6 protein-coding genes are annotated in these 26,940 nt (G+C 70.0%); 4 read left to right on the top strand and 2 right to left on the bottom strand.

Features of this window, described 5'->3' with window-relative positions; translation table 11 throughout:
* Nucleotides 1–10 precede the first annotated feature (10 nt).
* A complete protein-coding gene (locus tag HNR20_RS03180) occupies nucleotides 11–20,344 on the bottom strand; it encodes an SDR family NAD(P)-dependent oxidoreductase (RefSeq protein WP_446425750.1) in 20,334 nt (6,777 codons plus the stop codon).
* Between the two features lie 156 nt (nucleotides 20,345–20,500).
* The gene (locus tag HNR20_RS03185) at nucleotides 20,501–21,430 is read right to left on the bottom strand and encodes an ACP S-malonyltransferase (protein ID WP_221309680.1); all 930 of its coding nucleotides are present in this window, start codon (nucleotides 21,428–21,430) and stop codon (nucleotides 20,501–20,503) included.
* Between the two features lie 283 nt (nucleotides 21,431–21,713).
* Between HNR20_RS03185 and HNR20_RS03190 the strand changes: the two genes are divergently transcribed.
* The 4 genes from HNR20_RS03190 to HNR20_RS03205 are packed head-to-tail and all read left to right on the top strand — an operon-like array spanning nucleotide 21,714 to nucleotide 26,932.
* Nucleotides 21,714–23,342 carry a flavin monoamine oxidase family protein gene (locus HNR20_RS03190; RefSeq protein WP_229687224.1) on the top strand — a complete coding sequence of 543 codons (1,629 nt, stop codon included), beginning with the start codon at nucleotides 21,714–21,716 and terminating at the stop codon, nucleotides 23,340–23,342.
* Between the two features lie 38 nt (nucleotides 23,343–23,380).
* Nucleotides 23,381–25,156 carry a fatty acyl-AMP ligase gene (locus tag HNR20_RS03195; protein ID WP_184176340.1) on the top strand — a complete coding sequence of 592 codons (1,776 nt, stop codon included), beginning with the start codon at nucleotides 23,381–23,383 and terminating at the stop codon, nucleotides 25,154–25,156.
* A complete protein-coding gene (locus HNR20_RS03200; RefSeq protein WP_184176342.1) occupies nucleotides 25,146–26,723 on the top strand; it encodes an acyl-CoA carboxylase subunit beta in 1,578 nt (525 codons plus the stop codon). Before HNR20_RS03195 ends, HNR20_RS03200 begins: the two co-directional genes overlap by 11 nt.
* Nucleotides 26,720–26,932 carry an acyl-CoA carboxylase epsilon subunit gene (locus HNR20_RS03205; RefSeq protein WP_221309682.1) on the top strand — a complete coding sequence of 71 codons (213 nt, stop codon included), beginning with the start codon at nucleotides 26,720–26,722 and terminating at the stop codon, nucleotides 26,930–26,932. Before HNR20_RS03200 ends, HNR20_RS03205 begins: the two co-directional genes overlap by 4 nt.
* Nucleotides 26,933–26,940 lie beyond the last annotated feature (8 nt).

The following is a 26,940-nucleotide window of genomic DNA, read 5'->3' on the forward strand; positions in this document are numbered from 1 at the left end:
CCGTGTCGGTTCAGGAGTCGGAGTCGCCGAGCGCCATGCGGATCAGGTGCTCGGTGTCCATGGCGTCGATGGATTCGAGGGTGTCGCCCTGGTCGGCGGCGGACTCGGTGTTGCCCGTCCCGGTCTCACCTGTCAGGTCGAGCAGCAGATCGAGTAGCCCGGCCTCGCGGATGCGGGACAACGGCAGGGCCGCGAGGGCGGCGCGGATCCGCTGCTCCTCCGGGTCGCCGTCCGGCTCCGGAAGGTCGGTGCCGAGGGCCGTACGCAGATGGCGTGCCAGGGCGAGCGGCGTCGGGTAGTCGAACACCGTGGTGCTGTTCAGCCTCAGGTTGGTTGCGGCGTTGAGCCGGTTGCGCAACTCCACTGCGGTCAGCGAGTCGAAGCCCAACTCCTTGAATGGCCGCCCTGGATGGAGTTCGTCGGTGCCGTCGTGCCCGAGCACGGCGGCGACGTTCTCGCCGACCAGGTCGAGCAGGACACGCTCGCGCTCGTCGGCTGTGAGCCGGGCCAGTTGGTCCGCCAGGCGATCCGGCTGCTCCGTGACACCAGCCACTCGCACCGTACGGCGGGCCCGGGCTGGCCGCAGTGCCCGCAGCAGCGCCGACTCACCGTCCTCGCCGGCCCACAGCGCGGGTAGGTCGAGGCGCATCGGGGCGAGCACCGGCCGCCCGGACGCCAGCGCCCGGTCGAACAACGCCATCCCGGTCTCCGCGGTGATCGGCAGCATGCCGCCGCGTTCCATCCGGCGCACGTCGGCTTCGGTGAGGTGCTCGGTGATGCCGCTGCGTTCCTGCCAGAAGCCCCACTGCAGGGAGGTGCCCGCCAGGCCGAGGGCGTGCCGGTGCTGGGCGAGGGCGTCGAGGAAGGTGTTGGCGGCAACGTAGTTACCCTGACCCGCCTCGCCGAACGTGGCCGCCGCCGAGGAGAACAGCACGAAGGCCTCGACCGGTTGTCCGGCGGTGAGCTCGTGCAGGTGCAGTGCGGCATCGACCTTCGGCCGCAGGACCCGGTCCAGCCGGTCCGTGGTGAGCGAGCCGATGGTGGCATCGTCGATGACGCCCGCGGTGTGCACCACCGCAGTCAGCGGATGCGCCGCCGGGATCGCCTTGACGACCAGTTCGACGGCGTCGCGGTCGGTCACGTCGCAGGCCAGGATGTCTACCGTGGCGCCGCGAGCCGTCAGGTCGGCCTCGATCTCCGCCGCCCCCGCCGCGACCCGGCCGCGCCGGCTGACCAGCACCAGGTGCCGGATGCCGTGCTCGGCAACCAGATGCCGGGCGACGAGAGCCCCGAGGGTGCCGGTGCCGCCGGTGATCAGAGCGGTTCCACCGGGGTTCAGGGTGCCAGCCGGGACGACCTCGTCCAGGTCCGTGGTGTGCCGGACCAGCCGGCGGCCGTACAGCGTCCCGCCTCGGACCGCGAGTTCCGGTTCGCCGCCGCCGGCCGTCGCGGCCAACAGGTCCGGTACCGCCGCGTCCGGTCCGAGGTCCAGCAGGCCGAAGCGTTCGGGGTTCTCGCGCTGCGCTGACCGGATCAGGCCCCAGAGCGCCGCGTGCGCCAGGTCGGTGAGCGGCTCGTCCGGCCCGGTCGCCACGGCGCCCCGGGTGACCAGGACCAGCCGTGCGGCCAGCAGGCTCTCCTCGGCGAGCCAGTCCTGGGCCAGGGCCAGGGCTTTCTGGGTCGCGGTATGGACCCGGTCGGCCACCTCGTCCACGCCCGGGTCCGTGAACGGGACGAAGACCACGTCGGGGACGCCGGTTCCGGTGGCCACGTCGCGGGCCAGGGCGGCCAGGCTTCCGTACGCCGGGAGCGCACCGAACGCCTCGGGCAGGCTCTCCGTCGTGCCGAGCAGCACCGCGGTACGAGGAACCGCGTCGGCCGCCGGGGCCACTATGGTCCAATCCGATCGGAACAGCGAGTCGTGGAGCCGGGACGGTGGCCGCAGCCTCGCGTTCTCCGGCAGCGGCTGCCAGGTCAGCGACCGCACGGTCGCGACCGGTTCCCCGTCGGCGTCGGTGAGCAACACCGCGACCGCACCGTCCCCGACCGGCGAGATCCGCGCCCGGAGCGCGGTGGCGCCCTCCGCGAACAGGGTGACACCGCTCCACGTCGCCGTCGTCGCTACCTGACCATCGTCGTACCTGTCGATCATGACGGCGTGCAGGGCGGCGTCGAGCAGGGCGGGATGCAGGCCAAACCCGGTCACGGCGGTCGTCTCGGGGAGGACCAGTTCGGCGTACACGTCGTCGCCGTGCTGCCAGGCCGCCTGCAGGTTCTGGTACGTCTCGCCGTGCTCGACGCCGGCGGCACCGAGACGGTGGTAAACGCCATCGGCGTCGATCGGGCGGGCGCCGGCTGGCGGCCACGCGGCGAGACTGTCCGGTGCGAAGGGTTCGGCGACGCCGATCCGCGCCTCGGCGTGCCGGGTCCACGGCAGGTCGGCGGGCGCGTCGCCGGGCCGCGAGTGGACAGTGACGCGATGGCCGCCGGTCACGGTGACCCGAAGGTCGACCGCGCCCTCGTCGTCGAGGGTCAGTGGAGTCTCCACGACCAACTCCTCGACGGCGGATCCGGCGGCAGCATGCAGGACGAGGTCGGCCAGCACGGCGGCAGGCACGACGACGGTGCCGCCGATCCGGTGGTCGGCAAGCCAGGCGTGCGAACGCGGCGACAGGCGGCCGGTCAGCAGCACGGTGTCGCTGTCGGGCAGGGACACGGCCGCACCGAGCAACGGGTGGTTGCTCTGGCCCAGGCCGAGCCCCGACGGGTCACCAGTCCCGGTAGGCGCGTCGAGCCAGTACCGCTGATGCTGGAACGCATAGGCCGGCAGATCAACCAGCCTGCCGCCCCGGCCGGCGAAGACACCGGCCCAGTCCAACTCCACCCCCACCGCATGCAGACCACCGAGCGCGGCAGTGAACGACTCCGCCTCATCACGACCATCCCGCAACGCGGAAACCGCGAACGTGTCGTCGACCATCGCCGACAGCACACCGTCCGGACCCAACTCCAACAGCGCGGTCACACCCATCCCCGCGACCGTGCTCAAACTGTCCGCGAAGCGGACCGCTTCCCGCACATGCCGCACCCAGTACTCAACCGAACCGCAGTCCGACACCTCACCCGTCAGGTTCGACACCACCGGCAACCGGGCCGCCCCGAACGTCAGGCCCTCCAACACCGTGGTGAACTCCGCCAGCATCGGCTCCATCAAATGCGAGTGGAACGCGTGACTCACCGCCAGGCGGCGCACTCGCACACCTTCCGCGCGCCACCGCTCCACCAGCGCCTCGACTGCTTCCTCGTCGCCGGAGATCACGACTGAGGTGGGGCCGTTGACGGCGGCGATCTGCACCCGCTCATCTGTGACAGCAGCGACCGTCGCCTCATCCAGGCCGATCGCCGCCATCGCCCCACCCGCGGGCAGAGCTGCCATCAACCGACCACGCGCCGCGATCAACGCGCACGCATCCGCCAGAGAGAACACACCCGCGACATGCGCGGCGACGATCTCCCCCACCGAATGGCCGAGCAGCACCTGCGGGCGCACACCCCACGACTCCGCAAGCCGGAACAACGCCACCTCGACGGCGAACAACGCCGGCTGCGCAAACTCCGTGTTGTTCAACAGGTCAGGGTCAGCACCGAAGACCACGGATTTTAGGTCACCCGGGAGCAGGTCGCACACCTCGTCGAACGCTGCCGCGAACACCGGGAAGGTGTCATACAAACCTCGACCCATACCGAGGCGCTGACTGCCCTGACCGGTGAACATCACCCCCAACCGCGCCTCCACCGCCACCCGCGGCGACACATCGAACGAACCAGCGTTGAGCACCGCACGATGCTCGAAACGGGTCCGACCGGCCAGCGTCCACCCGACATCCACCGGAGAGATCTCCGGATGCGCGGCAACGAAATCGCTGAGCCGGCCGGCCTGGTCCCGCAGAGCCGCCTCCGACCTCGCCGACAACACCCACGGCACCGGCGCCGACACCGAAGACTCCGAGGCCACCTCCGCCACGGCGGGTGCCTCTTCCAAAATTACGTGCGCGTTCGTGCCACTGATCCCGAACGACGAGACGCCGGCCCGACGCGGACGCTCACCCCGAGGCCACGGCCGCTGCTCCGTCAGCAGGGACACCGCCCCGGACGACCAGTCCACATGCGGCGACGGCTCATCCACATGCAACGTCCGGGGCAACACCTCGTGGCGGAAAGCCTGGATCATCTTGATGACACCCGCGACACCCGCCGCCGCCTGGGTGTGACCGATATTGGATTTGATTGATCCCAACCACAACGGCTCGGACCGGTCCTGCCCGTACGTGGCGAGCAGCGCCTGCGCCTCGATCGGATCACCCAACCGGGTGCCGGTGCCATGCGCCTCCACCACTTCGACGTCGGCCGGGGTCAGGCCCGCATCCGCGAGAGCCTGCCGGATCACCCGCTGCTGTGACGGGCCGTTCGGCGCGGTCAGGCCACTGCTGGCGCCGTCCTGGTTGACGGCCGTGCCCCGCAGCACGGCCAGGACCTGGTGGCCGTTGCGCTGCGCGTCGGAGAGCCGCTCCAGCACCAGCATGCCGGCACCCTCGGAGAACCCGGTGCCGTCCGCGGCACCCGCGAATGCCTTGCACCGTCCGTCGACGGCGAGACCACGTTGGCGGGCGAAGTCGACAAAGGTGTCCGGGCTGGCCATCACCGTCGCGCCGCCGGCCAGCGCGAGGTCACACTCGCCCCGACCCAGCGCCTGGGCGGCCAGGTGCATCGCCACCAGCGACGACGAGCACGCCGTGTCCACCGTGACCGCCGGGCCTTCCAGCCCGAACGTGTAGGACACCCGGCCCGAGGCCACGCTGCCCGAGTTGCCGGTCACCAGGTATCCGGCGACACCCTCGGGCAGCTCGTCGCGTCCGGCGTGATAGTCGGAACTCATCACGCCGGCGAACACTCCGGTCGGCGTGCCGCGTACCGATGAGGGGTCGATCCCGGCCGACTCGAACGCCTCCCACGAAGCCTCCAGCAGCAACCGTTGCTGTGGGTCCATGGCCAGTGCCTCGCGGGGCGAGATCCCGAAGAAGCCGGCGTCGAAGTCGCCGGCGTCGCGAAGGAAGCCACCGACGCCCGCGTACGTGGTGCCGGGCCGGATCCCGTCCGGATCGATGAGCTGCCCGAGGTCCCAGCCGCGATCCGCGGGGAACGGCGTCAGGGCCTCCTGCCCATCGACCAGCAGCCGCCAGAGGTCTTCCGGAGATCCTGCTCCGCCCGGATACCGGCAGCTCATGCCGACCACGGCGATCGGTTCGTCATCGGCCCGCAGCAGCGTCACACCGCGGTTGCCGCCGGCCGGGTCCGCGCCGAGCACGGCTTCTCCCAGGTGCGCTGCCAGCAGAGCGGGAGTCGGGAAGTCGTAGATCAGCGTGGCGGTCAGGCGCAGCCCGGTCGCCGCTTGCAGCAGGTTTCGCAGCTCGACTGCGGTGAGTGAGTCGAAACCGGTCTCGTGGAATGGCCGCAACGCTTCCACGACGGCCGGATCCAGGTGCCCCAGAACCGCCGCGACCTGCTTGCGGACCAGGTCGAGCAACTCGTTCTCACGCTCTGCTGGCGTCATGGTCGCGAGCCGGTCGGCCAGGGCTGAAGAGGCCGAAGCGGACGTCCCCGCCGAGGCAGTGCGCCGGGCGCGACGCTTGGCCAGCGCTCGCAGCAGGGGCGGGATCCCGGACGCACCGGACCGCAGGGCGGCGAGATCCAGGGCGATCGGCACCAGCAGCGGCTCCGCACCCGAGGCGGTGGCGTCGAAGAGCTTCAAGCCCCGCTCGGCGGACAGCGGCATGGTGCCGGCACGGCGCATACGGTCCAGGTCGGCCGTAGTCAGGTGCTCGGTAATGCCACTGCGCTGCTCCCAGAGACCCCAGGCCACGGACGCTGCGGGAAGGCCCAGCGCGTGCCGGTGCGCGGCGAGGGCGTCGAGGAACCGGTTGGCGGCGACGTAGTTGCCCTGCGCGGCCTCGCCGAACACCCCGGCCGCGGAGGAGAAGAGCACGAACATGGCAAGGTCGCGGTCCCGGGTCAGCTCGTGCAGGTGGTACGCCGCGACAGCCTTCGGCGTCAGCACGCGGTTGAGCCGCTCCGGGGTCAGCGAGGTCACCAGACCGTCGTCGAGGACGCCGGCGGTGTGCACGACGCCGGTCAGCGTCTCGATGCCGTCGAGCACCGCGGCCAGTGCCCTCCGGTCGGACACGTCGCAGGCCATCACTCGCGCCGTAGCGCCCAGGTCCGCGAGTTCCGCGACCAGTTCCGGTGCGCCCGGCGCGGCAAGACCGCGGCGACTCGTCAACACCAGATTCCGTACGCCGTAACCGGTCACCAGGTGTCGTGCCACGAGCGCACCCAGCCCACCGGTGCCGCCGGTGACCAGTACGGTGCCGTCCGGATCCGGTACCACCCGCTCCCCGGCTGCCGCCCGGACCAGTCGCGGTGCGTGGAGGCCCCCGTCGCGTACCCGGATCTCCGGCTCGCCCGATCCGATCGCAGCGGCAAGCAATCCGGTCGTGACCGGTGCCGTGCCGACGTCCAGCAGGAGGAACCGGTCCGGATTCTCGCTCTGAGCGGAGCGTACGAGACCACCGGCGGCGGCCCGCACCAGTCCGTGCTCCTCGGTCAGGAAGACCAGCCGGGCATCGGCGCATCGCTCGTCCGCCAGCCAGCGCTGGAGCAGCGCCAGGACGCGTGCCGTCTCGGTGTGCAGTGCGGCGGTGACGTCACCGTCCGGGTCGTTCTCCAGTGGGACGACAACCACGTCGGGTGCCCCGTCACGCAGCAGGTGGTCAAGGTCCGTGCCGAGCATGGTCCACGCCGGGTCGGCCACCGACTCCGAGGTGATCTCCCGCCACTCGACCCGGAACAATGCGTCCTCGGGCCGTCCCGGGGCGCCGCTCACGGGTTCGCCGAGCACCACCCGGTCCACCGAGGCGACGAGCTGGCCCTCCGCATCGGTCAGCCAGAGCGCGTGACCGTCGTCGGACGGCGACGTCTGGACCCGTACGACGGTGGCGCCCTGGGCGTGCAGGGTGAACCCGTGCCACCGCAGCGGCACACCATCGACGGGCAGCGTTCGCAGGGCCGAGTCAAGCAGGGCGGGGTGCAGCCCGAAGCCCTCGACGGTCAGGGTCTCCGACAGGCTCACCTCGACGGCCGTGCTGTCGTTGGCGGCTGCGGCGGCCGGTGGCGTGGCGGACAGGAGTCCGCTCGCGTTCCGCGTCCATGGATCTTCTGCTGCCGCCCCCTCGGGCTGGGAGTAGACGCTGACCGTGCGGGCTCCGTCCACGGTCACCCGCAGTGTCAGGGCTTCCCGCTCCGGCAGCATCAGCGGCGTGTGGACGGTCAGCTCCTCGACCGAGACCGCGCCGACCTGGTCTGCGGCATGCACGACCAACTCGATGAGGGTGCCCTCGGCGGGCAGCCACGGGTGCGCCGAGGCGGTGAGACGACCGGTCAGTACCAACGTGTCGCTGTCGGGAACCGTGACGACAGCGGTAAGCAGCGGGTGCCCGGTCGCGGACTGACCCAGACCCGTGGCATCTCCGGTGCCGGCGCTGCTACGCAGCCAGAACTCCTGATGCTCGAACGCATAGGTCGGCAGATCAACCAGCCGGCCGCCCCGGCCGGCAAACACACCAGCCCAGTCCAACTCCACCCCCACCGCATGCAGACCACCGAGCGCGGCAGTGAACGACTCCGCCTCATCACGACCATCCCGCAACGCGGAGACCGCGAAGGTGTCGTCGACCATCGCGGACAGCACACCGTCCGGACCCAACTCCAGCAGCGCGGTCACACCCATGCTCGCCACCGTGCTCAAACTGTCGGCGAAGCGGACCGCTTCCCGCACATGCCGCACCCAGTACTCAACCGAACCGCAGTCCGACACCTCACCCGTCAGGTTCGACACCACCGGCAACCGGGCCGCCCCGAACGTCAGCCCCTCCAACACCGTGGTGAACTCGGCCAGCATCGGCTCCATCAAATGCGAATGGAACGCGTGACTCACCGCCAAGCGGCGCACCCGCACACCCTCAGCACGCCACCGCCCCACCAACTCCTCGACCGCTTCCTCGTCGCCGGAGATCACCACCGAGGTAGGGCCATTCACGGCGGCGATCTGCACCCGCGCAGCATCTGCCCGCAAGGCCGCGGCGACCGTGGCCTCGTCCAGGCCGATCGCGGCCATCGCCCCACCCGAGGGCAACGCCTGCATCAACCGACCGCGCGCGCTAATCAACGTGCACGCATCCGCCAGGGAGAAGACGCCCGCGACGTGTGCGGCGACGATCTCCCCCACTGAGTGGCCGAGCAGTACCTGCGGGCGCACACCCCACGACTCCGCGAGTCGGAACAACGCCACCTCGACCGCGAACAACGCCGGCTGCGCAAACTCCGTGTTGTTCAACAGGTCAGGGTCAGCACCGAACACCACGGCCTTGAGATCACCTGGGAGCAGGTCGCACACCTCATCGAACGCCGCCGCGAACACCGGGAACGCCTCATACAAACCCCGACCCATACCCAAACGCTGACTGCCCTGACCGGTGAACATCACCCCCAACCGCGCCTCCACCGCCACCCGCGGCGACACCTCAAACGAACCAGCGGTCAGCACCGCACGATGCTCGAAACGAGCCCGACCCGCCAACGTCCACCCGACATCCACCGGAGAAACCTCCGGATGCGCCGCGACGAAATCACTGAGCCGGCCGGCCTGATCCCGCAGAGCCGCCTCCGACCTCGCCGACAACACCCACGGCACCGGCGCCGAGACTGAAACCTCCCGGGCCACCTCGGCCGGAGGCTCCTCCAGAATCACGTGCGCATTCGTCCCACTGATCCCGAACGACGAGACACCAGCCCGACGCGGACGATCCGTCGCCGGCCAGGGCCGCGAATCGGTCAGCAGCGACACCGCCCCAGCGGACCAGTCCACGTGCGGCGACGGCTCATCCACATGCAGGGTCTTCGGCAAGGTCTCGTGCCGCATCGCCTGCACCATCTTGATGATGCCCGCGACACCCGCCGCCGCCTGGGTGTGACCAATATTGGATTTGATCGAGCCCAACCACAACGGCTCCGACCGGTCCTGCCCATACGTCGCCAACAACGCCTGCGCTTCAATCGGATCACCCAGCCGGGTGCCGGTGCCGTGTGCCTCGACCGCGTCGACGTCGGCCGGGGACAGCCCGGCGTTGGCCAGGGCCTGCCGGATCACCCGCTGCTGCGACGGACCGTTCGGCGCGGTCAAGCCGTTCGACGCGCCGTCCTGGTTGACGGCGGAACCGCGCACCACGGCCAGGATGCGGTGGCCGTTGCGCTGCGCGTCGGAGAGCCGCTCCAGCACCAGCATGCCGACACCCTCGGACCAGCCGGTGCCGTCCGCCGCACCCGCGAACGCCTTACACCGACCATCCGGCGCCAACCCACGCTGCCGAGAGAAATCCACAAACGTATCCGCACTGGCCATCACCGTCACCCCACCGGCCAACGCCAGATCACACTCACCACGACCCAACGACTGCGCCGCCAAATGCAACGCCACCAACGACGACGAACACGCCGTATCAACCGACACAGCAGGACCCTCAAAACCAAACGAATACGAAATCCGCCCCGACGCCACACTCCCCGACGTCCCCGTACTCAAATAACCCTCAAGCTCCGCCGACACCGACCCCAAACCCGGAAAATAATCAGTACTCATCACACCAGCAAAAACACCCGTCAACGAACCCCGCAAACCACCAACATCCACACCCGCCGACTCCAACGCCTCCCACGACGCCTCCAACAACAACCGCTGCTGCGGATCCATCGCCAACGCCTCACGCGGCGACACACCAAAAAAACCCGCATCAAACAAACCCGCATCATGCAAAAACCCACCCACACCCACATACGTCGTACCCGGCCGCGACAACCCCGGATCCACCAGACGACCCACATCCCACCCACGATTCACCGGGAACGGCGTGAGACCGAGGCGCCCGCTGGCGGTCAGCTGCCAAAGGTCGTCGGGTGAGGCGACGTCACCCGGGTAACGGCAGGCCATGCCGACGATGACGATCGGGTCGTGCTCGTCGCTCAGGGCGGCACGCGTACGGGTCGGAGCCTGCTCGGCGGCCTGACCCAGCGCTTCGCTGAGCAGGTGCCGCACCAGCGCGTCCGGACTCGGGTGGTCGAAGATCAGCGTGCTGGGCAGCCGCATACCGGTAGCGCTTCCGAGCCGGTTGCGGAGCTCGACAGCGGTGAGCGAGTCGAAGCCGAGATCCTGGAACGCGGTACGGGGTGCGATCGCCGAGGGATCGCCGTGTCCGAGCACCGCCGCGACGTGGACCCGGACCAGACCGAGCAGGTGCGTTTCACGTTCTGCGGGCGGCAGTGTGGCGAGGGTCGTGGCCAGGGTGGGGGTTTCGGCCTCGGTCGCGTTGCGCCGGGCGCGGGCACCAACCAGTCCGCGCAGCAGCGGCGCGGGCGTGGTTCCGGCGGTCCGCAGCGCGGGCAGGTCGAGCGGCATCAGGACGAGTTCGGCCTCGTCCCCCGCACACGCCAGATCGAACAGGGCGAGGCCGCGTGCGGTGTCGAGGGGCAGCATTCCGCCGCGCCGCATCCGGTCGACGTCCGCCGCCGACAGGTGCCCGGTGATACCGCTGCGCTGCTCCCAGAAGCCCCAGGCCAGGGAGGTGGCGGGCAGTCCGAGTTCGCGACGGTGTGCGGCGAGGGCATCGAGGAACCGGTTCGCGGCCGCATAGTTGCCTTGCCCCGGGTCGCCGAAGACACCCGCGGCCGAGGAGAACAGCACGAACATCGCGAGGTCGCGGTCGCGGGTCAGCTCGTGCAGGTGAGCCGCCGCGTCGGCCTTCGGGGCAAGCACCCGGTGCAACCGCTCAGGGGTCAGGGAGGTCACCAGGCCGTCGTCCAGCACGCCCGCGGTGTGCACGACGCCACTCAGTTTGGCGATTCCGTCGAGCACACCGGCCAACTGCGCCCGATCCGCCACGTCACACGCCACCACCCGCACCGACGCACCCAGCTCCGCGAGATCCGCCACCAGCTCCGGCGCGCCCGGCGCGCCAAGACCGCGACGACTCGTCAACACCAGATCCCGTACGCCATGAACCGTCACCAGATGCCGCGTCACCAGGGCACCCAACGCCCCCGTACCACCCGTGACCAGCACCGTTCCGGCAAGTTCCGGGCGGTCGGAATGCTCAGGTAGGGCCACCCGGACCAGCCTGGGCACCAGCAGTTCGCCCCGGCGTACCCGGATCTCCGGCTCGCCGGACGCGGCGGCGGCGACCAGTGTGCCCTCGTCGACCGGGGCCGTGCCCACGTCCACGAGAGCGAACCGGTCTGGGTTTTCGGCCTGGGCGGAGCGCAGCAGGCCGGTTACGGCGGCCGTCGCCGGGCCGGATCCCCGCAGCACGAACACCAGCCGCGAACCGGCCCACCGGTTCTCGCCGAGCCAGCGCTGGACCAGGGAGAGCGCTGCGGTGGTAGCTGCCCGGGTCGCCGTCGCGAGGTCCTCGGAGGACTCGACGGTCAGGGGCAGCAGCACGGTCTCGGGCGTCTCGTCGGCGGTCAGCCTGTCGAGGCTCTCGACGATCAGGGCCGGCGCGGTGGTTGTCGGATCTGCGACGGCCGGCGACACCCAGTCCACCCGGAAGACCGCGTCCCGAGTCAGGTGCCGATTCGAGGAGAGTTCGTCGGGCGTGATCGGGCGCAGCCGTAGCGAGCGCGCGGTGAGCACTGGAGCGCCGGCCGCGTCGGCGACGGTGAGCGACACGCCGTCGTGTCCGTCCGGGGCGAGCTCCGCTCGGAGGGTCGTGGCGCCCTGGGCGTGCAGGGTCACCCCGTCCCAGTACTCCGGCACAAGGGTCCGCCGGTCGCCGTCCTGAAAGCGGCGCGCGGTCAGGCTGTCCAGGACCGCAGCGAGCAGTGCCGGATGCAGGCCGAATCCGTCGGTGGCCAGCGTCGTACGGTCGGGTACCACGATCTCCGCCCAGACCGTCCCGCCCTTGTGCCAGGCGGCGCGAAGCCCCTGGAACGACGGGCCATGGTCGGTCCCGGCCTCGGCGAGCTCCGCTTGCAGGCCGTCGAGGTTCAGACGCTGCGCACCGGCGGGCGGCCAGATGGCCAGCCCCACACCGGTCGGGGCGGGTTCGGTCGCGAGCACCGCGGTCGCGTGTGGTGTCCACACCTCGTCGGTGGCCGCGTCCTCGGGCCGGCTGTGGATGGCGACCCGGTCGCCATCGGTGACGCTGACCCGCAGGGCCAGGCCGCCGTGTTCCGGCAGGACCAGCGGGGCCTGCAGCGTGAGGTCGTTGACCGAGCCGGCCCCGGTCTGGTCGGCGGCGTGGATCGCGAGGTCGAGCAGTGCGGTCGCGGGCAGCACGATCCGGCCGTCGATCCGGTGGTCGGCCAGCCACGGCTGGGCGTGGGCGGAGAGGCGACCGGACAGCATCAGGGTGCCGTTTCCGGGAAGCGAGATCGTCGCGCCGAGTAGCGGATGATTGCTTTCGCCGAGGCCCAGACCGGTGGCGTCGCCGGTGCTTACGCTCTTGCGCAGCCAGAACTCCTGATGTTCGAACGCGTAGGTCGGCAGGTCGACGAGCTTCGCCCCCCGGCCGGCGAAGACAGCGGCCCAGTCCAGCTCCACCCCCACCGTATGAAGACCACCGAGCGCGGCAGTGAACGACTCCGCCTCGTCACGACCGTCCCGCAGAGCAGCGACCGCGAACGTGTCGTCGACCATCGCGGACAGCACACCGTCCGGACCCAACTCCAACAGGGCGGTCACACCCATCCCCGCCACCGTCGCCAGACTGTCCGCGAAACGGACCGCTTCCCGCACGTGCCGCACCCAGTACTCAACCGAACCGCAGTCGGAGACCTCACCGGTCAGGTTCGACACCACCGGCAGGCGCGCCGCCCCGAACGTCAGGCCCTCCAACACCGTGGTGAACTCCGCCAGCATCGGCTCCATCAAAGGCGAATGGAATGCGTGACTCACCGCCAAGCGGCGCACCCGCACACCCTCAGCACGCCACCGCCCCACCAGCGCCTCAACAGCTTCCTCGTCGCCGGAGATCACGACCGAGGTGGGGCCGTTCACGGCAGCGATCTGCACCCGCTCACCCAAGGCCGCATCTGCCCGCAAGGCCGCGGCAACCGTGGCCTCGTCCAGGCCGATCGCCGCCATAGCCCCACCCGCAGGCAGAGCTGCCATCAACCGACCACGCGCCGCGATCAACGTGCACGCATCCGACAGAGAGAACACACCCGCGACATGCGCGGCGACGATCTCCCCCACCGAATGGCCGAGCAGCACCTGCGGGCGCACACCCCACGACTCCGCAAGCCGGAACAACGCCACCTCGACGGCGAACAACGCCGGCTGCGCGTACTCCGTGTTGTTCAACAGGTCGGCGTCATCCCCGAACACCACCGACTTCACATCACCCGGGAGCAGGTCGCACACCTCGTCGAACGCTGCCGCGAACACCGGGAAGGTGTCATACAAACCCCGACCCATACCCAAACGCTGACTGCCCTGACCGGTGAACATCACCCCCAACCGCGCCTCCACCGCCACCCGCGGCGACACATCGAACGAACCAGCGTTGAGCACCGCACGATGCTCGAAACGAGCCCGACCCGCCAACGTCCACCCGATATCGACCGGCGAGATCTCCGGATGCGCGGCAACGAAATCACTGAGCCGAGTTGCCTGATCCCGCAAAGCCGCCTCAGACCTCGCCGACAACACCCACGGCACCGGCGCATCAACAACACGCTCCGCAACAACCGCCGCCACGGCAGGTGCCTCTTCCAAAATCACGTGCGCATTGGTGCCACTGATCCCGAACGAGGAGACGCCAGCCCGACGCGGACGCTCACCCCGAGGCCACGGCCGCTGCTCGGTCAACAGCGACACCGCTCCTGCCGACCAGTCCACATGCGGCGACGGCTCGTCGACGTGCAACGTCCGCGGCAGGGACTCGTGCCGCATCGCCTGAATCATCTTGATGATGCCCGCGACACCCGCCGCGGCCTGGGTGTGACCAATATTGGATTTGATCGAACCCAACCACAACGGCTCCGACCGGTCCTGCCCATACGTCGCCAACAACGCCTGCGCCTCGATCGGATCACCCAACCGGGTGCCCGTGCCGTGCGCCTCCACCGCATCCACATCCGCCGCCGACAAGCGGGCATTCGCCAGGGCCTGCCGGATCACCCGCTGCTGCGACGGACCGTTCGGCGCGGTCAAGCCGTTCGACGCACCATCCTGGTTGACGGCGGAGCCACGCACCACGGCCAGGATGCGGTGACCGTTGCGCTGCGCGTCGGAGAGCCGCTCCAACACCAGCATGCCGACACCCTCAGACCAACCCGTGCCATCCGCCGCACCCGCGAACGCCTTACACCGACCATCCGGCGCCAACCCACGCTGCCGAGAGAAATCCACAAACGTATCCGCACTGGCCATCACCGTCACCCCACCGGCCAACGCCAGATCACACTCACCACGACCCAACGACTGCGCCGCCAAATGCAACGCCACCAACGACGACGAACACGCCGTATCAACCGACACAGCAGGACCCTCAAAACCAAACGAATACGAAATCCGCCCCGACGCCACACTCCCCGACGTCCCCGTACTCAAATAACCCTCAAGCTCCGCCGACACCGACCCCAAACCCGGAAAATAATCAGTACTCATCACACCAGCAAAAACACCCGTCAACGAACCCCGCAAACCACCAACATCCACACCCGCCGACTCCAACGCCTCCCACGACGCCTCCAACAACAACCGCTGCTGCGGATCCATCGCCAACGCCTCACGCGGCGACACACCAAAAAAACCCGCATCAAACAAACCCGCATCATGCAAAAACCCACCCACACCCACATACGTCGTACCCGGCCGCGACAACCCCGGATCCACCAGACGACCCACATCCCACCCACGATTCACCGGGAACGCGGAGATGGCGTCCTCGCCGCCGGCGACCACCCGCCACAGGTCGTCCGGCGAGGCGATCCCGCCCGGGAACCGGCAGCCGATCCCGACGATCACCACCGGCTCGTCGGCCACCGCGCCCGGCCGCACCTCCTGCACGACCGGAACCGCTCCGCCGACCAGTTCCACCAGCAGGAAGTCGGCCAGCGCCGCCACCGACGGATAGTCGAAGACCACCGTCGCCGGAAGCCGCAGCCCGGTCACCACACTCAGCCGGTTCCGCAGCTCGACCGCCGTCAGCGAGTCGAACCCGAGTTCCCGGAAGGACCGATCGGTGCGGACCTGCTCGCCGCCGGTGAACCCGAGCACCCCGGCAACCTCCACCTGCACCAGGGCGGACATCGTCTGGGCCTGGTCGGCGCGGGACATGCCGGCGAGTCGGCCGGTCAGGGTGGAGTCGCCCCCTCGCGCGTTCGCCGTGCGGCGGGCAGGTGTGCCGACCAGGGCGCGCAGCAGTGGTGACGCGTTGTCTCGCAGCGTGGTGAAGTCGAGGTGCATGGGTGCGAGCACCGGATGACCACCACCAAGCGCAACATCAAACAACGCAAGCGCCCGACCCGACTCCAACGGCCGCATCCCCGCACGCCGAATCCGATCAAAATCAGCCCGCGTCAAATGACCAGTAATCCCCGACGACTCCTCCCACAACCCCCACTGCAACGAAAGCCCCGCAAGCCCAACCGCCCGCCGCCGACGCGCCAACTCATCCAAAAACACATTCGCCGCCGCATAACTACCCTGCCCCGCATCACCAAACAACCCCGCCGACGACGAAAACAACACAAAAAACTGCAAACCCAAACCAGCCGTCAACTCATGCAAATACCACGCCGCATCAACCTTCGGCCCCAACACCCCCGCCAACCGACCCACCGACAACGACGTCACCACACCGTCATCCACCACACCCGCCGTATGCACCACCCCCCGCAAACCCACAATCCCCCCCACCACACCCGCCAACTGCCCCCGATCCCCCACATCACACGCCACCACCCGCACCGACGCCCCCAACCCCACCAACTCCGCCACCAACTCCGACGCCCCCGGCGCACCACCACCACGACGACTCACCAACACCAAATCCCGCACCCCATGAACCACCACCAAATGCCGCGCCACCAACGCACCCAACGCCCCCGTACCACCCGTAACCAACACCACCCCACCACCCACCAACCCCAACCCCGAACCCGAACCCGAACCCGAACCCACCACCGCCCGCACCAACCGCGGCACCTCCAACACACCCCCACGCACCCGCAACTCCGACTCACCCGACGCAACAACAGCCGAAAGCAACCCGTCCGGCAGTCGGTCGCTGATTGGCGTGTCACCGGTGTCGAGCAGCAGGAACCGGCCGGGGTTCTCGTTCTGCGCCGAGCGCACCAAACCCCAGACGGCCGCCTGCACCAGGCCGGGACCGCGCGCCACGAACAGCAGCCGGGAGTCCACCCGTTCGTCGGCCAGCAGTCGCTGCACCGTGTCGAGGGCTTCTGCGGTCGCGGCGTGCACGGCTTCGAGGACGCCGTCCGTCGGGTCGTTCGGGACGGGCACGACGACGACGTCGTGATCGTCGGTGTCGGGCCGCACCGTCACCTCACGCCACTCGACGCGGAACAGTGAGTCGTGCGTTCGCCCGTGGACGGTCGCGGCTGGCTCACCGAAGACGACCCGGTCGATCGTCGCGACCACCTCGCCCGCGGTGTCGGTCAGCAGCACGGCCGTTCCGTCGTCGACCGGAGTCTGCCGGACCCGTACGGCGGTGGCGCCCTCGGCGTACAGGGTGAAGCCTTCCCAGCGCAGCGGCACACCGTCACCTCGGACCGCCTCGTCGAGCAGCACGGGGTGCAGACCGAATCCGGTGACCGGCAGGTCGACCTCGACGGTCGGGCCGTCGTCACCGGTTCCCGGCGGCGCGGCGGGCGCCGAAGCGGCGACCGTGCCGGTGGCGTGCATCGTCCAGGGCGTCTCCACCGGAGCGTCGGCCGGGCGGGAGTGGACCGTCACCGGCCGTTCGCCGCCGGTCGGCGGCTCGACCGTGACTCGCAGCGCGACGGCACCGTCCGGGTCCACGGTCAACGGCGCGTGCATCGTCAGTTGCCGGAGCGTGCCGCAGCCGACCTGGTCACCGGCCTGAACGGCCAGTTCGACCAGAACGCTGTTCGGGGCGACGACGACGTCACCGACCTGGTAATCGGCCAGCCACGGGTGGCCGGCGGCCGCGAGTTGACCGGTCAGCACCACGGTCTCGCTGTCCGGCAGTGTGATCGCCGCGCCCAGCAGGGGGTGATCGAGCCCGTTCAGGCCCAGACTGGCCGGATCACCGGCGACGGCAGCGGTGTCCAGCCAGAAGCGCTGCCGCTGGAACGCGTACGTCGGAAGCTCCACCACCCGGGCGCCAGCGGTGGCCGGCGCACCGGTCCAGTCAACTCCGATGCCGGCGGTGTGCAGCCGGGCCACCGCGGCGGCGAAGGTCTGCGCCTCGTCGCGCTCGCGGCGCAGAGCGGTGACCACGGTGACCGGAGCGTCTCCCAGGCATTCCTGCGCCATGCCGGACAGCACCCCGTCGGGACCGAGCTCCAGCAACGCGGTCACACCATGGTCGAGTACCGCGGAGATCCCGTCGGCGAAGCGGACGGCCTCGCGAACGTGCCGCACCCAGTAGTCGGGGGAGCACAGCTCTTCGGCGGTGGCGATGCGTCCGGTGACGTTGGAGACGATTGGGATACGCGGCGGGGCGTACTCCATCACCCGCGCGTACCAGCGGAACTCCTGGAGCATCGGCTCCATGAGCGCGGAGTGGAACGCGTGGCTGACCCGCAGCCGGCGGACCCGGACCCCGTCGGCACGCCAGCGCTCGACGAGGTCGGCGACGGCCTGCTCCACGCCGGAGATCACCACCGACGACGGCCCGTTGATCGCGGCGATCGACACCCGGTCGTCGAGGGCGGCGCGGACGGTGGCCTCGTCGAGCGCGACCGCGGCCATCGCGCCGCCGGTGGGCAGCGCCTGCATCAGCCGGCCCCGGGCCGCGACCAGGATGCACGCGTCGGTCAGGGACAGCACGCCGGCGACGTGGGCCGCCGCGATTTCGCCGACCGAGTGGCCGATGAGGTAGTCCGGGCGTACGCCCCGGGACTCGGCCAGCCGGTAGAGGGCCACCTCGACGGCGAACAGGCCGGCCTGGGCGTACACGGTCTCGTCGAGGTCGCCGGTCGCCGTGTCCGCGCCGAAGACCAGTTCGCGCAGGGAGACGCCGAGCTGGCGGTCCAGCAGGCCGCAGATCTGGTCGATCGCGGCGGCGAAGACCGGCTCGGTGTCGTAGAGCCGACGACCCATGCCGACACGCTGGCTGCCCTGGCCGGTGAACATCACCGCGAGCCGGGGCGTGGGACGGGCCGCGCCGGTGACCACGTTCGGGTCGGGTGTGCCGTTGGTCAGGCTGGTCAGGCCCTGCACGAGGGTCTCCCGGCCGGCGCCGAGGACGACAGCCCGGTGCTCGAACTGGGTCCGGCTCACGGCCAGAGACAGGCTGACGTCCGCGGGCCGCTGGTCCGGCTCGGCGGCCAGCCAGGTGAGCAGCCGCGAGGCCTGCTCCTGCAGGGCCTGCGGGGAACGGCCGGAGAGGATCCACGGTGTCGCCGGGTCGTCGCCGGCCGGCTCGGGTGCCGGAGCCGGTTCCGCTGGCGGCGCCTCCTCGATGATCACGTGCGCGTTGGTGCCGCTCATGCCGAACGACGAGACGCCGGCCCGGCGTGGCCGCTCGGTCCGGGGCCACGCCCGCGGCTCGGTCAGCAGCGACACCGCTCCTGCCGACCAGTCCACCTGCTCGGTCGGCTCGTCCGCGTGCAGCGTCCGAGGCAGCATCCCGTGGCGCAGCGCCTGCACCATCTTGATCACGCCGGCGACGCCGGCCGCGGCCTGGGTGTGCCCGATGTTCGACTTGATCGAGCCCAGCCACAACGGCTGCCCCTCCGGACGGTTCTGCCCATAGGTGCCCAGCAGCGCCTGCGCCTCGATCGGGTCACCCAACCGGGTCCCGGTGCCGTGCGCCTCCACCGCGTCCACGTCAGCCGGCGACAGCCCCGCGTTCGCCAACGCCTGCCGGATGACCCGCTGCTGGGACGGGCCGTTCGGCGCGGTCAAACCGTTCGACGCGCCGTCGGAGTTGATGGCGCTGCCGCGGATGACGGCGAGGACCGGGTGCCCGTTGCGGCGGGCGTCGGAGAGCCGCTCCAGGACCAGCATGCCGGCACCCTCAGCCCAGCCGGTGCCGTCCGCGCCGGCGCCGAACGCCTTGCAGCGCCCGTCCGGGGCCAGTCCACGCTGGCGGCTGAACGCCATGAAGCCGCCAGGGCTCGACATGACCGCGGCGCCGCCAGCCACCGCCAGCGAGCACTCGCCGCGGTGCAGCGACTGGGCGGCAAGATGCAGCGCCACCAGCGATGCGGAGCAGGCGGTGTCGACGGTGACCGTCGGGCCTTCGAAGCCGAAGGTGTAGGCGATACGTCCAGAGGCGACGCTGGCGGCGGTGCCGGTGAGCAGGTAGCCCTCCAGTCCGTCGCTGGCGTCCTGTAGCCGGGGGCCGTACTCCTGATTCTCGACCCCGACGAAGACGCCGGCCTGCCGGCCGCGCATCGAGCGTGGTTCGATGCCGGCGCGTTCGAGCGCCTCCCAGGTGGTTTCGAGCAGCAGCCGCTGCTGCGGGTCCATCGCGACTGCCTCGCGCGGGGACACGCCGAAGAACTCGGCGTCGAAGTCGGCGGCGTCGCGGAGGAAGCCACCGTGCCGGGTGTAGGCGGTGCCGGGCTCGTCGGGGTCCTCCGAGTACAGGGTGGCAAGGTTCCAGCCCCGGTCGTCCGGGAACGGGCCGATGGCGTCCTCGCCGGCCTGCAGCAGCGCCCAGAGCTCGGTGGGCGAACCGATGCCGCCGGGCAGCCGGCAGCCCATGCCGACGACCACCACGGGGTCGTCGACGACCGGGCCGGGCGCGGTCTCGGCCGACCAGGCGACCTGCTCCCCGCCGTCGCCGGTGAGACGGCTCTGCAGGTAGCGGGCGAGCGCTCGCGGGGTCGGGTAGTCGAACGGCATCGTCACCGGCAGGTCCAGCCCGGTCTCACCGCTCAGGCGGCTGTGCAGGTCGACCGCGGCCAGGGAATGGAAGCCGAGGTCTATGAAGGAGACGTCGGCGTCCACGGTGCCGTCACCCAACTCGGCGGCCTGCAGGACCCGGGCGGTCACCGCGGTCACCAGGTCGAGCACCGCGACGTCCGCCCGCGAACCGTTTTCCCCGTGCTGCCCCATATTATCCGCTCCACAACTCCGCCGGCACGGCCCTGAAAGAGAACGCGACTCGCGGCGACATTACGTGGGCGCCGGAAACGCAACACACCCCTACGGACCCCACCGCGACCGGGGTCAGGCAGGCGTCAGCAACGTACGCAGGGCCGCTTTCGGGTCGACGTTCACGACCTCGAAATTGCGGCGCGTGCAATCGACCCGGCGGAAGAGGTTCTCCGGCCCGGTGATGTACATCCGCTTGACCCCTGATTCGATCAGCGTGGCGACCATCGCCGGCCAGTCGATCGGGCGGTCGAACGTGTCGAGCAGCATTCTTTGCATGTCGTCCGCAGTGGTCACCAGCCGGCCGTCCTGATCGGCGATGACCGGCATCCGGGGTGCTTCGATCGCATATCGTCCGATCACCGATTCCTCGGCACGGCGGCGCAGGCCGTCGAATATTGCGGCGTGCACCGGCGGGCGCATGGTGTACATCGAATAGCCGCCCATGTCGCTGATCGCCTGTTTGAGTTCGTCCAGCAGGCCCGCGCGGATCGACAGCATGAGGAAGCCACGGTCGAGGCGGCCGGAGATGTCGTACCATCCGCCGCGACGGGTCAGGTCGTCCAGGTACTCCTGGAGGCGGTCCTCGGGCACCCGGACGAACGAGTGCGTGACCACGTCCGTGTGCTGGTCGGCGAAGTAGTCGCGTTCGCACCGGGCGAGCTCGGCGGTCATCCGCACCACGTCGCCGAAGTCCATCGACCCGGCCCAGTAGGCGGCGGCCTTCTGCCCGAAGCTGGGTCCGGCGCAGACGTCCGCGCGCATGCCGCCCTCGGCCACCGCCCGGTCGGCGAGCGCCACCGAATTGACGAGGAATGCGATCTGGGTGTATTCGGAATAGTCGTCGTCGGATTCGTAGAATCGGTCCAGGAGGCTGTATCCGAGAACCTCGTCGGTGGTGGCTATACGACGGCGCGCGTACGGGTCGAGGACCATGAACCTCCCGACCGTGGAGAAATTAGAAGGTCCCATTCCCGGGAAGACAACCGCTGTCTTCTGTTCCATCGAGATTCACCCACAGTCAGCCGGCGGACAGCTTTGCCGACGATAGTCACCGGTGCGGTCCCGGGGCTACCCCCATCAACCCCTATCGGACCCCAGCCGGCATGCCCGCGCCCGGTTAGGGGGGATCGTCGCCCGGCGGATAGGGGTTGTCCTGCAACGACGGCCGCAAATAGCGTCGTCGAACGTGCACGACCGAGCCGGACGGTTCCGAATCCAGATCAGTATTGCCGACTCAGGCTAAAGGGCGTATGCGATGACTGCAGCCGATTCCCCTCCGGTGACGATGCTAGTGCCGGACTTCCCGTTCTCCTACGACGGATGGCTCGGCCACCCCGCCGGGCTGGGCACGCTGCCACCGGAGCGGGCCGGCACCCCGGTGGCGGTGATCGGCGGTGGGATGGCGGGGCTCACCGCGGCGTACGAGCTGATGCGCCTGGGCCTGCGGCCGGTGGTGTACGAGGCCGACCAGATCGGCGGACGGATGCGCTCGGTGTCGTTCCCGGGCCATCCGGGCCAGGTGGCCGAGATGGGCGCGATGCGGTTCCCGGTGGCGGCCCGTTCCCTGTTCCACTACATCGACCTGCTTGGGTTGCCCACCCGCCCGTTCCCGAACCCGCTGGCCCCGACCACGCCGAGCACGGTGATCGATCTGAACGGCGAGCGCGAGTTCGCTCGGACCGACGCCGACCTGCCGCAGCAGTACCAGACCGTCACCGAGCTGTGGACCAAGGCGCTTCAGGAACGGGCCGAGCTGTCCACCCTGCGCAGCGCGCTGCGCGACCGCGATCTGCCCACCCTCAAGACCATTTGGAACCGCCTGGTCGAGGAGTACGACGACCAGTCGTTCTACGGTTTCCTCGCGACCAGCCCCGGCTTCGACTCGTTCCGGTACCGGGAGCTGTTCGGCCAGGTCGGGTTCGGGACCGGTGGCTGGGACACCGACTTTCCGAACTCGATCCTGGAGATCTTCCGGGTGGTGTCCACCGAGGCCGACGAGAACCACGTCGCGATCCTGGGCGGCTCACAGCAGCTCCCCCGAGGGTTGTGGGAGCACCGCCCGGCGGACCTCGCGCACTGGCCGGCCGGCACATCGCTGACCCGGCTGCACGGCGGCTCGCCCCGTCCCGGGGTGACCGGGCTGCGCCGGGTCGGCCGCGACATCCTGGTCGAGGACGCCGGCGGCGGGGTGGTCCGTTATCCCGCGGTGGTCTACACGCCGCACGTTTGGACGCTGCTGAACCGGGTCCGCTGTGACGAGGCGCTGATGCCGACCCCGCTGTGGACTGCGGTCGAGCGTACCCACTACATGGGCTCGTCGAAGCTGTTCGTCCTGGTCGACCGTCCGTTCTGGCGCGACGTCGACCCGGCGACCGGCCGTGAGGTGCTCAGCATGACGCTGAGCGACCGGATCATACGGGGTCTGTACCTGTTCGACGACGGGCCGCAGCACCCCGCGGTGATGTGTCTGTCGTACACCTGGAACGACGACTCCCAGAAGGTCGCGACGCTCTCGGCCAGCGAACGGCTCGACGTGCTGCTGGACCGGCTCGCCTCGATCTATCCCGCGGTGGACATCCGGGCGCACGTGATCGGCGAGCCGCTCGCGGTCAGTTGGGAGAACGAGCCGCACTTCATGGGCGCCTTCAAGGCCAACCTCCCCGGCCACTACCGGTATCAGCGCCGGTTGTTCACCCAGTTCATGCAACACGACATGGCGGCGGAGCACCGCGGCTTCTTCCTGTGCGGCGACGACGTGTCATGGACCGCTGGTTTCGCCGAGGGGGCGGTCACCACCGCCCTCAACGCGGTGTGGGGCGTGCTCAACCACCTGGGCGGGGCAGCCGATCCGGCAAATCCTGGCCCGGGCGACCTCTTCCACAGCCTGGCGCCGCTCGAACTTCCATACACCTGAGCCAGCCGCGGCGACGACTGCCAAGAGAGGAAAACACCATGACGAGCACGGGATTCGAGCCGCGGGCCACCGCGTTCAGCACCGTGACCGACGCGCTGCGGCTGCGCCGGGAGAAGCAGCCGGACGAGGTCGTCTACGTTTTTCTGCGAGATGGCGAGGAGCCCGACGGCTCGCTGACCTACCGGGAGCTGGACGCCGCCGCCCGGCTGCGCGCCGGGGCGCTGGCCGAGGCCGGTCTTGCCGGTGGTCGGGCCGTGCTGCTGTACCCGTCCGGGCTGGAATTCATCCGTACCCTGCTGGGCTGCCTGCACGCCCGGATCGCCGCCGCGCCGGTGCAGGCACCCAATCGGCGTAGCAGCCTGCGGCGTCTGCGGCGGATCGCCGACGACGCCGGCACCACGACGGTGCTGACCACCGGCGCGATCAAGCAGCGCCTTGAGACGGACTTCGCCGACGCGCCCGAGCTGTGGGGGTTGACGCTGATCGACACCGAGTCGCTCACCGCGCCGACCGCCGACTGGATCGGTGCCGCGCCGGAGCCGGACGACATCGCGCTGCTGCAGTACACCTCGGGCTCGACCGGTGACCCGAAGGGCGTGATAGTCACCCACGCGAACTTCCTGGCCAATGTCGCCGAGACCGAGGAGTCGTGGCCGCTGCGCCCGGACGACGTCATCGTCTCCTGGCTGCCGCTCTTCCACGACATGGGGATGCTGTTCGGCATCATGTTGCCGCTGTGCTCCGGCACCCCGGTCTACCTGATGGCGCCCGAGGCGTTCATCCGCCGCCCCGAGCGCTGGCTGCATGCCATCTCCCGGTTCCGTGGCACGCACGCGGCGGCGCCGAGCTTCGCGTACGACCTGTGTGTGCGCGCCGGCGCCGCGGCCCTCGGCGACACCCTCGACCTGTCCTCGTGGCGGGTCGCCGCCAACGGCGCGGAGCCGGTGCGCTGGCACACCATCGAGGCGTTCACCGAGCGGTTCGCCGCCGCCGGGTTCGCCGCGGAGGCGATGTGCGCCGGGTACGGTCTCGCCGAGAACACCCTCAAGGCGACTGCCGCCGCCGAGGAGGACCTGCCCAGCGTACGGTGGGTGTCGAGCCAGGCGCTGCGCGAGGGCCGGGCCGAACCGGCCGCCGACGGCGCGGAGGGCGCGCAGCCACTGGTCGGGTTGGGCCGGGCGGTTGGCCGCACCACGGTACGCGTCGTCGACCCGCAGAACGGCGGCGTCTGCCCGCCGGGCGTCGTCGGTGAGATCTGGATCCACGGTCCGTGTGTCGCCATGGGCTACCTGGACCGGCCGCGCGAGACCGATGAGACGTTCGCCGCCCGAATCGCCGGTGACCCGTCGGGCCAGGCACACCTGCGTACCGGTGACCTGGGTTTCCTGCTCGACGGTGAGCTGTTCGTCACCGGCAGACTCAAGGACGTCATCATTCGCAACGGGCGCAATTTCTATCCCCAGGACATCGAGCTGCTGGCCGAGTCCTCGGTGGACGGTCTGCAGACCAACTGCGCGGCCGCGTTCTCGGTCGACGACGGGCTGACCGAGCAGTTGATCGTCGTGGTGGAGGCCGATGGGCGGGTGTTGCGGTCCACCGGAGCCGACGAGCTCAGGAAGCGCGTCCACGCCGCGATCCGCGACGGTGTGCGGCTGGACGCCGACCGGGTCGTGGTGGTCCGGCGCGGCGTCGTGCCGCGGACCTCCAGCGGGAAGGTGCAGCGGCGCGCCTGCCGCGCGCTGTACCTGAACGGCGAGTTGAAGTCGGCCGAGTCGGTCGCGGTGGTCCGGGCGGGTGCCGCCGATGTCCGCTGACGAGATCACGGCGAGCACCGCGGAGCGCATCGCCGAACTGGCCAACCGCCGCACGGAACTGGCGGCCATGGCCGAGACCGACGCGGTACGCCGCCAGCACGAGAAGGGCAAGATGACCGCGCGGGAGCGGATCGACGCGCTCTTCGACGCGGGATCCTTCGTCGAGCTGGACGCCTTCGCCCGGCACCGCAGCCGCGACTTCGGGATGGATCGACACCGGCCACTGGGCGACGGTGTGGTCACCGGCTACGGCACCATCGACGGCCGGCGGGTCTGCGTCTTCGCCCAGGACTTCACGGTCTTCGGAGGGAGCCTCGGGGAGGTGTACGGCGAGAAGATCGTCAAGATCATGGACCTGGCGCTCAAGACCGGCTGCCCGATCATCGGGATCAACGACTCCGGTGGTGCGCGCATTCAGGAGGGTGTCGTCTCCCTGGCCTTCTACGCCGAGCTGGTCAAGCGCCACGTCGCCGCGTCCGGGGTCATCCCGCAGATCTCCCTCATGGTGGGTCCGTGCGCCGGTGGCGCGGTGTACGCGCCGGCGGTCACCGACCTCGTTGTCATGGTCGAGAACATCTCGCACATGTTCGTGACCGGGCCCGAGGTGCTGCACACCGTCACCGGCCAGCGGGTGGACCGTGAGGAGCTCGGCGGCGCCATGCGCCACAACACCGTCTCGGGTTCCTCGCACTACCTGGCCCGGGACGAGAAGGACGCATTCGAGTACATCCGCGTGGTGCTCAGTCACCTGCCCTCGAACAACATGCAGGAGCCGCCGGCCTACGACGCCCCGGTGGTCGCCGAGATCACCGCCGAGGACCGGGAGCTCGATGGGCTCATCCCGGATCGGCCCAACCAGCCGTACGACATGCAGCGGGTGGTGCGGGCCGTGTTGGACGACGGTGAACTGCTCGAGACCCAGCAACTGTTCGCCCGCAACATCATCTGTGGCTTCGGCCGGGTCGCCGGGCGCAGCGTCGGCGTCGTGGCCAACCAGCCGATGGTCTCAGCGGCGGCTCTGGACATCGACGCCTGCGAGAAGGCTGCCCGGTTCATCCGCATGTGCGACGCGTTCCACGTACCGGTGCTGACCTTCGTCGACGTACCCGGATTCCTGCCCGCCGTCGAGCAGGAGACCGACGGCATCATCCGACGCGGCGCGAAACTGATCTATGCGTACGCCGAGGCCACCGTTCCCATGGTCACGGTGGTCACTCGCAAGGCTTACGGGGGTGGCTACGGCGTCATGGGCTCCAAGCACCTCGGCATCGACATCAACCTGGCCTGGCCCACGGCGGAGATCGCGGTCATGGGTGGTGAGAGCGCCGTGACGGTCCTGCACCGGCGCGCTGTCGCGGAAGCCGCCGACCCGGCCGCCGAGCGCCTTCGGCTGCGCGCGGAATACGAGCGCGCCCTGTGCAACCCGTACGTGGCCGCCGAGCGCGGCTACATCGACGAGGTGATCATGCCGCACGAGACCCGGCTCGCCGTGACCCGGGCGCTGGAGGCGCTGCGCGACAAGCGCACGACCCGGATCGCGCGCAAGCACGGGAACATCCCGCTGTGAGCACCGCGATGCCGCGCCTCGTGGTGCACGGCGACCCGAGCGACGAGGAGTTGGCCACGATCGTGGTGGCCGCGTTGTTGCGGTCCCGCTCCGCCGCGGCGGCTGGTGCGGCCTGGGCGGCCCCCGCGCGGCGGATGACCGGCCGGCCGGTCGAGCTCGGGCAGGGTGCCTGGCGGACCGCCGGCTGGATGCCGCCGCCGACCCGATGACCGGCACC

The sequence above is a fragment of the Micromonospora parathelypteridis genome (assembly GCF_014201145.1).
Classification (GTDB): Bacteria; Actinomycetota; Actinomycetes; order Mycobacteriales; family Micromonosporaceae; genus Micromonospora; species Micromonospora parathelypteridis.

Excerpts from the sequence above, each read along its gene's own strand:
- HNR20_RS03185 (WP_221309680.1), bottom strand. The coding sequence starts at position 21,430 with ATGGAACAGAAGACAGCGGTTGTCTTCCCGGGAATGGGACCTTCTAAT.
- HNR20_RS03190 (WP_229687224.1), top strand. The coding sequence starts at position 21,714 with ATGCTAGTGCCGGACTTCCCGTTCTCCTACGACGGATGGCTCGGCCAC.
- HNR20_RS03195 (WP_184176340.1), top strand. The coding sequence starts at position 23,381 with ATGACGAGCACGGGATTCGAGCCGCGGGCCACCGCGTTCAGCACCGTG.
- HNR20_RS03200 (WP_184176342.1), top strand. The coding sequence starts at position 25,146 with ATGTCCGCTGACGAGATCACGGCGAGCACCGCGGAGCGCATCGCCGAA.